Here is a 12692-nt window from a genome sequence, read left to right on the forward strand (position 1 = left end):
ATAAAACCCTCTACGAGTGGGTGGAGGATTTTCAGCGGCTCGGGCAGGTTGAAGTGATCGAAAAACGCCGCTGGACAGGCAAGCAACGACTGACCGAGCGTTACCGCATCGCTCAGCAAGTGCCGTTNCGCGACAGCGACGATGCCCTATTGGTGAATTGGTGCGAAATTGAGGTCATCGATGAACAAGGTCATATCGTTTACCGCAATGCGTTCGCCACGGATTACGCATTAGGCGCGCACAATGTGGCCGATATCGTCAGCGCCGGTCGTACGCGCTGGAAGATCGAAAACGAAAATAACAACACATTGAAAACCAAGGGATATAACTTCGCGCATAACTTCGGGCACGGTAAAAAGCACCTCGCGGCCTTGTTAGCCAGCCTGATCATTCTGGCTTTTCTGGTTCATACGTTGTTGCAATGGTTCGATCAATGCTATCGCTTGCTGCGTGAAGAATTGTCCAGCCGCAAGACGTTTTTTAACGATTTAAGGGCGCTCACCCGCTATTTTTGTTTTGATAGCTGGCAACATTTGATGGAATTTATGCTTGATGGCTTGAATATCCCCATTCCACACTGAGAGCTCTTATGGTTATCTGCTTAAATTGAGAATTGCTGAGTTAATACCGTATTGAAGAAATCCATGAGTGTACTGTTATAGAGGATATGAACCGGTCTCGGAAAATATTGAAAAGGTTTCTCGAATTGTGACAACACGGGTTTTTTTCAATCCGGTTATCTGTAATCATGCTGAGCAAGGAAAAATATAATAAAAAAAATTAACCGACCGAAGATCCAAGCGTTCTTAGGGTGGTTTAAAAATGTCGAATGGAATCGTTGGCTCTTAACAAAAACAGAATTGGGCACTATCGATCGATAACCCAAGGAGAGGTTAAAAATGAACATTCAATTTAAACAATGGTGGGGCGAGTTTCTTCGAGACGAAGAAGGTGCGAGCGGTATCGAATATGCGCTGATTGCCGCGATGGTTGCGGTTGCGTTGGTTGCATTCGTCCCCGGCATCAGCAGTGCCGTAAGATCAATTTTTGGAGAAATTCAAGACGTATTGACTACTAGTGCTGGTGCTGGTGGGTGAGCTAGTTCGTCGTTTTCGGCCGTGTTGAATTGATGCACGCAACCAGGTTTGGTCGTGGATTCACAGCATGAACCTATTAGCGGCGGCGTCGGTGCCGATTTGGATTTTAGGTGTGTGGGTTGTCGTTTGCGGCCTGTATGATCTTGTTCGACGCCGCCTACCCAATAAACTGACGCTCGGCGCACACTTGGCGGCGCTGGCCGCTTATGCGGTAATCGGGGAAGGTTGGCTGGGGTTGACTTTTATGTCGGCTTTGGCCGGCTGGGCCTTGGCGCTGGCCATGACCATGCCCGGCTATGTGTTCAAAAAACTCGGTGCGGGCGATGTCAAATTATTTGCCGCGATGGGCTTGCTCGGCGGCGTCGATGCGGTACTGATTACTTTTGTCGTGGCGGGGTTGCTGTCAGGCGTAACAGTCATCTTGTGGCTGACGGCCTACCGCTGGTCGTTTTTGTTGGTGCGCTTGGGTATTTCCCTTGCCGGGGTGCCGGAACCGAAAGGCAGATTCCTGCCGTTCGGTGCGGCACTGGCGGCAGGTTTCCTTGTGGCATTGTTTGCCGTCGCTTCCGGATTTTCGCTGTCGCTGCGCGGTTGAGCGGCTTCAACATAAAGGACTGGTCATGAGACAGGTAGCGAGTCCTATCGGAGATACCAACATCAAACCTCCTTCCGGCCGCTTGCGCGGCCAACGCGGCGCGGCGGCGATCGAGGCGGCGCTGCTGTTCGTCATTTTTTTCACGCTGTTTTACGCGATCGTCAGTTATTCGATTCCGATGATGATGATGCAGGTCTTCAATCACGCGGCGTCCGCCGGTGCCCGGGCGGGTGTTGCGGTGGAGCGGAGTTATTTCGACGATGAAGAAAATGCCGAAGCCGCCTATCTCACTGGCGTCGAAGCGAGGGTGCGCGATGTCGTCGAAGCGTTTCTGGATGATACCCTGCTGCCGTCCGCGCGCGCGAATGCCGATGTGAATCTCACATGGGACAATGATATCTTGATCGTGACCGTTAGATATGCCGGTTATCGAGCCAATCCGCTGGTGCCGATCTTGCGTTTTCCGGTCATCGGCGATGTGCCGAGAGTGCCCGACGATCTGATCGGCCGGGCCGCCGTGCAGGTTTTCTAAGCAAAAAATTCGCCACGCGCTTCCTGAGAACCCGAAGACGTAGGATGGGTAGAAGCGAAGCGGAAACCCATCATGGGACTATTCTCAGCACCCTTTTATATTTTCATGGCAATAAAGAGACCTGATTAGCAAGATGCTTCAGCTTGCTGAAGCCAATTGTCCGAGCAGTGGCCAGTCGTAGCCACTTCTGCGGGACGGGTTATTTAACCCGTCCCCAACGTTTCGGTTTGCCCTAAACATTTCGGCTAACTTCGGCCAAAGTCAAAACGTTTAGGACGGGGTTGCAAACCCCGTCCTGCTAGGGATATGCTGGTTTTTGGCCTTTAGCTGAAGAAACTTGCTAATCAGGTAAAGAGATACCTTTCGTATTTCGAATTTCGGCGATGCTTAAGGAGGCGCGGGAGCGATCGGTAAAGTTTTACCCGCATGGATGCTGACATAGAGCCTACATGGGCGTATTCACGGCGTCTTTTGTCGATCACCCCGGTGCCGAATTTTGATCTACGCTGGGTATAAAGTACGCGGGTTAATGTCGTAGAATAGGTGCCCGGCAAATTTTCCGTTTACAATGAGCCGTAAAAGCAAGCAGGAGTCGTCATGAACAGTACGGTGTTACGGGTATTGGCAATTTTATTGGCAATCGGAGCCGTTGCTATCGGTTATCTCGGCTATAAAGCCAGCCAGACTCCAGCGAAACCCGAACCGGCAGTTGTGGAGCAAGTTCAGCCGAAAGGCGAGGAAGTGGTTTTTGCGGCGAGGGATATTCCGGCCGGTCAGGTTATCGCCGAGGCGGATTTAACCACTGCAGTCGTGCCGACGCGTCCGGTGCGCTCTTTTGCATCGGCGGCCGAGTTAACCGGACGTAAAACCAGAGTCGATATTGCCGCCGGCGAAATGCTGCTCGGCAGTCATTTTCCAACGTATAGCCAATTGGCGCTGGCTCTGCGGCCCGGAGAGCGCGCGCTTGCCGTCAAAGTGGATGAGGTGATCGGTGCCGGAGGATTCATCGAACCCGGCGATCATGTCGATGTGTTGCTTTATTTGCGTAGCGACCGGGAAGTCGGCAACGATAGCTCGGCGCAAGTCGTATTGTCGGATGTGCGCGTGCTGGCTTTCGGCAATATGTTGAGCTTGCCGGAGCAAAGTGTGGATGAGGAGGATGCTCGGTCGAGCGGAAAGGATCAGGCCAAAGCTAAGGATGGCGCTAGTAAACCTGCATCGACGCGGCAAAAAAAGGACGTGGAACCCACCGGCAAAAAAAGTAAAACGGCCGTGCTGGCGATTGGTGAAACCGATACCTCGACGCTGATGCTGGCCGAATCCGGCGGTAGAATTCGGCTTGCCTTGCGAGGGCCCGAAGAAAGCGTTTCGCCGGTCGACGAAGAGGCTTTATTGCAAGCCGGTTTGTCGATTCCCCAACCGGAAGCCGCTTTGGATGAAAGGTATCAAGTGCTATTGAAAGATCTCGTTCGACGCGGGCGTCATGGTGAATACGAGGAGATGGGCAAAACGTATGAAAGCGAGGCAAAAGCCGATATAGTCATTCATAGGGGTAATACTCAAAGAGGCTACTCAACGCAAACTTTATCCTATCCGCCTTAGATTCAAATGTAGACCGAGGGAGGCGACGTAATTATTTATACCCATCGTAGATCAAAATTCGGCACCGAGGTGTTCGTCAAAGGACGCCGTGAATGTCGATTTTGCAGGAGCAAAAATCGACCAAACACCCCGGCGCCTCCTCGGGCACTGCCTAAATTTGAAGTACGAAAGGTATACGCCCCCTATCAATCCCACGCAGACCGCTCGCCGTTATACACAAGTATAAATATACCTATTCTGCAAAAAGTATCGACCGAGCGCTAAATGGTTGTGTTGTCCGGAAAGGCTATTGGTGTTTGAGCGTTAACGGCTCCGATAGTCGCGACGAAGGCGTCGCTCCCACAGAGAGCGGCGGACGCTCTGTGGGAGCGATCCCCTGATCGCGATTTCGAGGCCGAGAGAGTTAAGTCACAATAAATGGTATCGAGGTCTCATTGGCTAAGATTGCAAAAGGGTGATTTTTGACTTATGTATACCCATCGTAGATCAAAATTCGGCTCCGGAGTGTCCGTCAAAGGGCGCCCCATGACTATCGTTTGCAGGATAAAAAATCGACCTAACACCCCGGTGCTTCCTCAGACACTGCTGAAATTTGAAGTGCGAAAGGTATATAACGATGAGCGCAGAGCTTGGGAACGATAATTGCCGGGGGACTAAAAAATACGGAGGGAGAGACATGCTACCCTTAGCACGCTTGATCAATAATAATAACTAAATTTTAAAGAGCGAATTACCGATTACCAATGAATATATTGAAAGTTATATTAGCCGTGCTGCTTTTGGCGATAGGAGACGTTTCGGCTGCGGCTAAACTGAGCATCGATCTCGAGGTGGGCAAGCAGTGGCGCGCGCCTTCCGATAGAGCGATCAAGCGAGCCGCTATCGGTAATGACGAGATTGCCGATTTACAAGTCGAAGGCAATCTGTTGTTGGTGATGGGAAAAAAGCCCGGCAAAACGGATTTAATGGTGTGGTACGGTGATGACGCCGAACAACCGAGTCTGCAGGTCGAATTGTTGGTCGTGGCGTCGGCCGATTTGAAGCAACGCGCGGTTAGCCGGCTTGATAATGCCGATTTTCAAGTGCGGGAGGCCGGCGATAAACTTGGCTTATCGGGCGGTAGCCGCTCATTGGAAGATCACGCCCAAGTGCGCCAGGCTCTGGATACGAAAAGCGATGCAGCGATCGACGCCAGTGTGCTGGATTTCGAGACACAGGTGCAAATCGATATCAAGATCGTCGAAGTCAGCCGCAGACGCTTGCAGAACGCCGGCCTGTTTCTCGGCAAGAATACGGCCAACACGACGCTGGCCTTGTCCACGCCGGGCAATATGACCGGCGTTCAATCCGCCGGCGAAGGCGCTTTATCTTTGTTGAGCAGCGGTTTTTTTCCGCATGCCCAGGCCTTCAATTTTCTCTACGGGAATGCTACCGAAGGCATACTCGGTGTGGTATCCGTTCTCGAAAACAACGGTTTCGCTTATACATTGGCCGAGCCCTCGTTAATGGCGATGAGCGGGCAAAGCGCTAATTTTTTGGCGGGCGGTGAATTTCCTATTCCCGTTCCCCAAGGTGGCGCTCAGTCTGGCAGTAATACCATTGAATTCAAGGAGTTTGGGGTGCGTGTGTCGTTGACGCCGACTGTGCTGGATCGAAACCGTATCGCTTTAAAAGTCGCCCCCGAAGTCAGTGAGCTGGATTTTACCGCCGCTATTCAAAGCGGCGGCGTCGCGGTGCCGGCCTTGCGCGTCCGCCGAACCGATACCAGTATTTCGTTGGGCGACGGCGAGAGCTTCGTGATCAGCGGCTTGGTCAGCCAGAATACCATCGGCAGCGTCGATAAATTCCCATGGTTAGGTGATATTCCGGTTCTCGGCGCATTTTTTCGGTCCACACATATTGATCGCAACGATAGGGAGCTAATTATGGTGGTAACTCCGCATGTGGTGCAGCCGCTCGCGAAGGGCGCCGATTTGCCGCCGATGCCGGGCGAACGCTTCCGGAAATACGACCCTAATTTCTTCGAGGTATTTTTTAAAGAAACCGGAGAATTTAAAACTAAAACACCAGCACGCTCTGGATTTTCGGATTGACCTATGGCTGCTATTCGCAAACAAAGTTTCATTGCCGTTACCAACGATCAGGATCATATCCGCTGGCTGAATACGGTTTTCAAGGACGAAGGAGAGGTGGTTGTCGCCGATTCGCCATCCTTGGAGCGTGTGCGTCAAATTCTCGACTTGACCGGAGCTCAGGTCGTGTTCGTGTTATTGCATGCTCAATCTCACCGACAGGACGCGGCGCTAATAGAAGGCTTGGTGGCTTTTAAACCCATGCTCTCTGTTATCGCGATGGCGGAACAGGCCGATAACGAACTGATACTTTCGGCAATGCGCTCAGGCGCGCGCGATTTCATTTTGACCCTGAGCCGGCCCGGTGAAGTGATCAATTTGGTCAAGCGCTTGGCAAGTCGAGCGCCCGCACCCAATATCCCGACCGAATCGGTCGGCGCGATCACGGCGTTGGTTAGCGCCCGGCCCGGTTCCGACACGCCGATGCTCGCATTGCATCTGGCCTTGGCGATGCAGGGGGAGCGCACCGAACGCAATGCCTTGTTGATCGATCTCGGTAATCCGGCCGGAGACACCTTGACCTATCTCGGGCTAGCTTCGCCATACAGTTTCATCGACGCGGTGCGCAGTCTGCGCCGGCTGGATTCGATGCTGATCGATAGCGCGTTCGCCAAGCATGAAAGCGGGCTAAGTTTGTTGGCCTTACCGGAGGAACAAGGCGCGATGAGCGAGATTACTTCGGCCGATATCTATGTATTGCTCGGCATGTTACGCCGATATTTTCCTCGTATCGTGATCAATCTGGGCGGAGTGCCGCGGTCGGATTTTCTATATCTGTTGCTGAGCAATGCCGATAATACGCTGGTCGTGGTCGAACAGAGCGTCCCGAGTTGTAAGCAAAATATGCAGTTGGTGAAAAAAATGATCGAACATAAAATTCCGATGGATTCGGTCGAGTTGGTCGTCGACCGCTATTTGCCGCAATTGCCGCCCGATGCCGAGAGTCTGTCCCGAGGCTTTGGCTTGCCCTTGCAGGCTACCTTGCCGCCTTCGGGAATGGCGCGCCTGGCGATGATGAATTCCGGGGATAGTTTGTTTAAATGCGCGCCTCGCGACCCTTACACGTTGGCGATAAAAAAACTGGCGAAAAGAATCGTCAGTCGCGATAAAGTCGATGAGGTGCGAAAGCCCTATAAGGACAGGGGGTTTTTCAAGAACATATTGGCGCGGTTTGGCGCTAGCTAGGTAGGACTATCAGGCATGCCTTTCAAATATCCTCTCAATGACTACAGTTTAAAGCATACCGAGACCTATCAGGATCTCAAATACAGTTTGCATCGTTATTTGATCGATTGCGTCGAAGATGATGGCGTGCCGCTTAATGATTGGTCGCGCGAGCAAATTCGCGGATATGTTTTCGATCATGTGTCGCGTTACGCCGGACAACGGCAAATTGCCGTGACCAGTTACGATCTCGACGACCTGACCGAAGATATGATTAGCGAGCTAACCGGGTTCGGACCGCTCGAGTCGTTGCTGGTCGACGACAAGATCAGCGATATTATGGTCAATGGCGCGAAGAATATTTTTCTCGAGCGTAATGGCCTAGTTGAAAAGGCGGATTTGCGGTTTATCGACGACGATCATGTATTGCGCGTCATTCGCCGAATCATCGCGCCGCTCGGGCGTCGTCTGGACGAGTCGAGCCCTATGGTCGACGCCCGCCTGCCCGACGGCAGCCGGGTTAATGCGATCATTCCGCCATTGGCGATAGACGGCCCTTGTCTTTCGGTGCGTAAGTTTCGGAAAGACCCATTACGCGATTCGGATTTATTGGTATACGGTTCGATCAATGAAGCGATGCTGGAATTGCTGCGCAAGGCGGTGACTTACCGTTGCAATATTTTGATCAGCGGCGGTACCGGCACCGGTAAGACGACCCTGTTGAATATTCTGAGCCGGTTCATCGATGTCAATGAAAGGATAGTCACAATCGAGGACGCCGCTGAATTGCAGTTGGGCCACAGTCATGTGGTGCGCCTGGAAACGCGTCCGCCCAATGTGGAAGGCGAGGGCGAAGTCAAAGCGCGCGATTTGGTGCGCAATGCCTTGCGGATGCGTCCCGATCGCATCATTCTGGGCGAGGTTCGCGGCGAAGAGGTATTGGACGTGCTGCAAGCAATGAATACCGGGCACGACGGTTCGATGAGCACCGTGCATGCCAATAGCGCCAGGGATGCCCTTGTCCGGCTGGAAATGTTGTCGGCCTTGGCGAATTTTCAAGGTGGGATAGAAATTCTTCGGCAAATGATTGCCTGCGCAATCGATATCATCGTGCAAATTACCCGTTTTTCCGACGGCACGCGCCGTATCACATCGATAACCGAAGTTGGGGATTTGCGTGACGGGCAGATCATGCTCAACGAATTGTTCGGTTACGACCGGCTTCGTAAGTGTTTTACCGTGATCAACAGCCGCCCCTCCGGGCAGAAGTTCGAAGCCGATTCCGGCGCGGTTTACTCCGAGGGAGGAGGAAATTTTGCTTAGCCAGCAAATTATGATTTTCGCGCTGGCCGTCGCATTACTGGCCGGTGCATTGCTCATCTATTCGCGTAGTCAAAAGGAAGCACTCGTCGAGAAAGTGGGGCGGCGCATGGCCGAAGCCTCCGGAATGGAGGCGAAAGTGCTGTTGCCCCAGGAAAGCCGGCGCTTGCCATGGCTCGATCGCCTGTTTTGGCGAGCAGGAATGGAAGTTAAGCCTCGGCAGTTTGTTTCGGGTATCTTGTGTTTGTTGTTGATGGCTATCCTGACAGGCTTAGCGAAAGGTCTAGCGTTCGGCTTGGCGGTACCCTTGGCCGTTGTGGCGGTCGTCTATCTGTGGCTGGTATATAAAGCAAAAAAACGCATCCGGTTGATCTTGATGCAACTGCCTTTGTTTCTCGATCAAGTGCTTCGAGGGCTCGGCACCGGCCGAAGCATGGAAGGCTCGTTACGGCTGGCCGCCGAGGAAACGCCCGATCCGCTCAAGAGCATTATCGGCCGTATATTCCGCGCCAACGAATTGGGTGTCGATTTGGGCGAGGCGATTCAGGAAACCGCCAATCTGTACCGGATCGACGAGCTGTATCTACTGGCCTTGGCGATTAGGATCAATCGCAGTTACGGCAGCAGTGTGCGGGATTTGCTGCAAAGCGTGGCCAACATGATCAACGAACGCGAGGCGGTGCGGCGGGAGTTGCGGTCGTTGACCGGCGAAACCCGGGTAACCGCCTGGGTGCTGGGTTTGATGCCGCCGGGCATGGCCGCCTATATCATGATCATGAATCCGAAGTACTTGGAAACTATGTGGCAGGACCCGTCCGGGAAAATCATGCTGATCGTGGCGACGGGCATGCAAATAGCCGGAGCCGTTATCTTATGGCGTATGATTAAAAGCATATAGGAATCCTCGTTATGGCACTGTGGATGTATCTATCGATGGCTTTGCTGCTGGCGTTGTCGGGCGTGTTGCTGCTGTGGGCGGCAAATCGTTCCGGCAACGCATCGCCGGCTACGCAACGCCGGTTTAATGAATTGCTCAAGGCAGGAGTGCGTTCGGGAAGCTCCGAAGAAGGCTGGATAATGGCGTCGGCGGAACGCATGGGCGGTAAAACGCTGGGCAAAATATTCGTCGGATCGGACCAGGAAGAAATGACTCGGCTCTTGAAACAGGCCGGTTGGCACGCGCCGCGCAAACGCCTGGTGTTTTGGTCGGCAACCTGGTTAACACCGTTGGTCATGTTACTGCTTGCCGTGATTGTCGATGTCGTCGATGGTGACCTGGAAGGGCAGCAAAAAATGGCGTTGGTGTTCGTCGCCTTTGTGTTGGGCTTTCTCGCGCCGCGTTATCTCTTGCGCTACCGCGCCGCCGCGCGCCGTAATGCGTTGGCCCGGGAAATGCCTACCGCGATTTATTTATTGCGCATGCTGTTCGATGCGGGGCTTTCTACCGAACATACCATACGCGTGATGCACGAAGAAGGGCGGATTTTGATGCCCAATCTTTCGGAAGAATTAGTTGGTGTGCTGCAGCGCTTCGACGCCGGACACGATAGGGCCGAAGCCCTGAGCGAGATGGCCGCGCCGCTCGAGGTGAACGAGTTGAGCGATACGGTTGCGATCATCAAGCAAGTGACACGGTATGGCGGTAATATCCGCGAGTCGTTGGCAAACTTTGCGCAATTGATCGAAGAGCGTCAACAATCGGCGATGCGCGAATATGTCAATCGCTTGTCCGCTAAAATGTCGATCGTGATGATGATTTTTCTTTTTCCGGCCTTGCTGATTTTTCTGGCCGGGCCGGGATTTTTGGCTTTAGCGAGGGGGTTGATGAATGTTGCCGGGTGAACGTGTGCGCGTTGGCGTCTTGCTGAGTATTGTCGGAGCGGTGATGACCGGCTGCGGACTGTTGCCGCCCAAAGACGGTATCGACAGGGATCGGAATGATCAGGCTCAGGTTCTTGCGAGATCTTGCGGAGACGATCCCAAACCGGAGCAAAACGTCAAACTCGATTTGATCCGCCAGCTCATGGATGGCGGAAAACTTTACGCGGCATTGGCGCACTTGGACGAAACGCACTCGTCCTCGTTGCAGGCTGCTTACTTGCGTGCGGAAATTTTGCGCAGGACGGATCACGCGGACAAGGCCGAAACGTTTTACCGTAAGTTACTGAAAAGTTGCTTGGCGGGCAGGGGTTATCACGGGCTAGGGCTGATCGCCGGTAGAAAACAACGTATTAATGAGGCTATTTATTATTTACAAAAAGCCGCTGATGAATTGCCGGTCGATTTACGCGTACGCAACGATTTAGGTTATGCCTTGCTGCTGGGCGGCCGCTTCGATTCGGCTCGCGAAGAGTTTTTGACGGTTCTGGAGCTCGATGGCGGCGATCGTTTAGCCGCCAGTAACATGATCTTGCTGCTGTCGATGATGGGCAAGGAGCAGGAGTTACGGGTTTTTTCCGAGCATTTGCGCATGGACGCGGAAACGGTTGCACAGTTGCAGCTGCAAGCCGAGGGAATTAAGGCGTCTATGGAAGGTGAAAGGTGAAAGGTGAAAGGTGAAAGGGGAAAGGGGAAAGGGGAAAGGGGAAAGAGGAAAGGGGAAAGAGGAAAGAGGAAAGGGGAAAGAGGAAAGAGGAAAGGGGAAAGAGGAAAGAGGAAAGAGGAAAGAGGAAAGAGGAAAGAGGAAAGGGGAAAGGGGAAAGGGGAAAGAGGAAAGAGGAAAGAGGAAAGAGGAAAGAGGAAAGAGGAAAGAGGAAAGAGGAAAGAGGAAAGAGGAAAGAGGAAAGAGGCAAGAGGCAAGCGCGCCAAGATTTTTCGCGAAAGCTGAAATGGGGTCCGTCCGATTTCAGCAGCGAAAAATGACTTGGCGATTATTGCCTTCGGCGGCCCCGATTCGCCCTGCGTCCGTGCCACTACGCCACATCATCGTAAACTCGATGCGGCTCCGTAGCACTCCCACAAATGGCTTTACGCCGTGTCGCGATGCCTTGTATTTTGCCTCCGCCTGCGCTATTCGCGCAGACTCCGGCAAAACACCCGGCGCTACGGCTATCGGGGACTAAAAATCTTCACTTCGCTAGCGCTCCGTTTCCAAGATTTTCAGCGAAAGAGGAAAGAGGAAAGAGGAAAGAGACTTGGCAGGACAGGGTTTGTAACCCCGTCCTAAACGTTTCGACCGTGGCCAAAGCAAATAGAACGTATGGGGCGGATTGAATAACCCGCCCCGGTGTCGGTGAAGCCCCCTTGTGGGAGCGACGCCTTCGTCGCGATTTCGAAGCCGGGTGCGTTAGGTAGCAATAAAGGGTATCGAGGTCGCATTAGCTAAGATAGCAAGGGTAAGTATTCAGATCCCGTTGGCAAATAACGGTAATTCAGGTGTACTTGATGGCCTCCCCCTTAAAAAAGGCTATGTTCGCGTTAGCAGTTGAAACGATTCTCTTTCCTACTAAATAAACCACTTAGGAAATAGTCAATGATTGCTTTCCAATACACTGAGCGTGGAAGAGGGTACGATTACTCGCTTGACAGGACGCCGTGAATACGTCCATGTAGGCTTGACGGCAGCTATCCCTGCTGCCGACACCTGTCAATCGAGCAACCGTACCCTCCTTTCAGCCATTGGCGCGATATTGAAAAAAAAAGTTATTCAGAGTTGAATCCTTGGGGTTCATGTTGGCTTTAAGTTCAAAAGTATCAACTATTAACGCGAACATAGCCTTAAAAAAAGGGGACTGAATATTTACTGGCAAGGCGGTAATTACGATTTTTAGGACTCCTACGCTGGCGCGGTGGGACCGAGAGAAACTCAGATTATTAAAAGGGGGGAATGATGTCCATTAATTCGATCGCTGCGGGCTTGTCGCTGATATTTTTGTTTAACGCCGGCAGTGCACTTGCCGAATCTCCGAAGGAGCGTACGCTCGGAGAGGATACCCGGCGCTGGCTGGAACTGCAACGGAGCGGAAGCGTGGCTTCTTCGACGCGGCAGACGGTTTCGGGGCCGGTCGCGCACGAGATTCATAAGCGCTATGTCGAAAGCTTCACGCATACAATTCCCGAGTATTTCAAAATGAATCAAGACGGCATAAGCAGCGGTACTTCGAACTAACGATCATGAAGATGCTGTCATCACCCCGGATAATGAAAATGCTCAGGGTGGCGGGTCCGGTTACTCGCCAGACACCTGTCTCGCGAGCAACCGCACCCTTCTCGGAACCGACATTGTTTTTCATATCGAAAATTTAGATAAA

The 12692-nt window shown here is 52.6% G+C and carries 12 protein-coding genes; all 12 read left to right on the top strand.

All coding sequences use genetic code 11. The features are described 5' to 3' along the window. The first annotated feature begins 899 nt into the window (after nt 1–899). The 12 genes from METBU_RS0121680 (at nt 900) to METBU_RS0121735 (ending at nt 12550) form a co-directional block, all read left to right on the top strand. On the top strand, nt 900–1097 hold the full coding sequence (locus METBU_RS0121680; RefSeq protein ID WP_017842613.1) for a Flp family type IVb pilin: 198 nt from the start codon (nt 900–902) through the stop codon (nt 1095–1097). A 67-nt stretch (nt 1098–1164) separates the two neighbouring features. Beyond that, nucleotides 1165–1692: a prepilin peptidase gene (locus METBU_RS0121685; protein WP_017842614.1), complete on the top strand. Its 528-nt coding sequence runs from the start codon at nt 1165–1167 to the stop codon at nt 1690–1692. A gap of 25 nt (nt 1693–1717) precedes the next feature. After that, complete coding sequence (locus tag METBU_RS0121690; RefSeq protein WP_017842615.1) at nt 1718–2224, top strand: TadE/TadG family type IV pilus assembly protein; 507 nt, start codon at nt 1718–1720, stop codon at nt 2222–2224. 597 nt (nt 2225–2821) lie between these two features. After that, nucleotides 2822–3826 carry a Flp pilus assembly protein CpaB gene (cpaB, locus tag METBU_RS0121695; protein ID WP_017842616.1) on the top strand — a complete coding sequence of 335 codons (1005 nt, stop codon included), beginning with the start codon at nt 2822–2824 and terminating at the stop codon, nt 3824–3826. A gap of 743 nt (nt 3827–4569) precedes the next feature. Then, nucleotides 4570–5919: a type II and III secretion system protein family protein gene (locus METBU_RS0121700; protein WP_017842617.1), complete on the top strand. Its 1350-nt coding sequence runs from the start codon at nt 4570–4572 to the stop codon at nt 5917–5919. 3 nt (nt 5920–5922) lie between these two features. Then, nucleotides 5923–7143 carry an AAA family ATPase gene (locus METBU_RS0121705; RefSeq protein WP_017842618.1) on the top strand — a complete coding sequence of 407 codons (1221 nt, stop codon included), beginning with the start codon at nt 5923–5925 and terminating at the stop codon, nt 7141–7143. 15 nt (nt 7144–7158) lie between these two features. Beyond that, nucleotides 7159–8445: a CpaF family protein gene (locus METBU_RS0121710; protein ID WP_017842619.1), complete on the top strand. Its 1287-nt coding sequence runs from the start codon at nt 7159–7161 to the stop codon at nt 8443–8445. Next, nucleotides 8438–9340 carry a type II secretion system F family protein gene (locus tag METBU_RS0121715; protein WP_138767197.1) on the top strand — a complete coding sequence of 301 codons (903 nt, stop codon included), beginning with the start codon at nt 8438–8440 and terminating at the stop codon, nt 9338–9340. Before METBU_RS0121710 ends, METBU_RS0121715 begins: the two co-directional genes overlap by 8 nt. 11 nt (nt 9341–9351) lie before the next feature. Next, the gene (locus METBU_RS0121720; protein WP_017842621.1) at nt 9352–10284 is read left to right on the top strand and encodes a type II secretion system F family protein; all 933 of its coding nucleotides are present in this window, start codon (nt 9352–9354) and stop codon (nt 10282–10284) included. Further along, nucleotides 10271–10987: a tetratricopeptide repeat protein gene (locus METBU_RS28325; RefSeq protein WP_017842622.1), complete on the top strand. Its 717-nt coding sequence runs from the start codon at nt 10271–10273 to the stop codon at nt 10985–10987. The genes METBU_RS0121720 and METBU_RS28325 overlap by 14 nt, the downstream gene beginning before the upstream one ends. A 3-nt stretch (nt 10988–10990) precedes the next feature. Continuing rightward, the gene (locus tag METBU_RS28330) at nt 10991–11269 is read left to right on the top strand and encodes a hypothetical protein (RefSeq protein WP_175421697.1); all 279 of its coding nucleotides are present in this window, start codon (nt 10991–10993) and stop codon (nt 11267–11269) included. A gap of 1002 nt (nt 11270–12271) precedes the next feature. Continuing rightward, nucleotides 12272–12550, top strand: a complete 279-nt coding sequence (locus tag METBU_RS0121735) for a DUF3613 domain-containing protein (RefSeq protein WP_017842624.1) — start codon at nt 12272–12274, stop codon at nt 12548–12550. Nucleotides 12551–12692: the final 142 nt, after the last annotated feature.

The organism is Methylotuvimicrobium buryatense 5G (genome assembly GCF_000341735.1).
In the GTDB taxonomy this organism is placed as follows: domain Bacteria; phylum Pseudomonadota; class Gammaproteobacteria; order Methylococcales; family Methylomonadaceae; genus Methylotuvimicrobium; species Methylotuvimicrobium buryatense.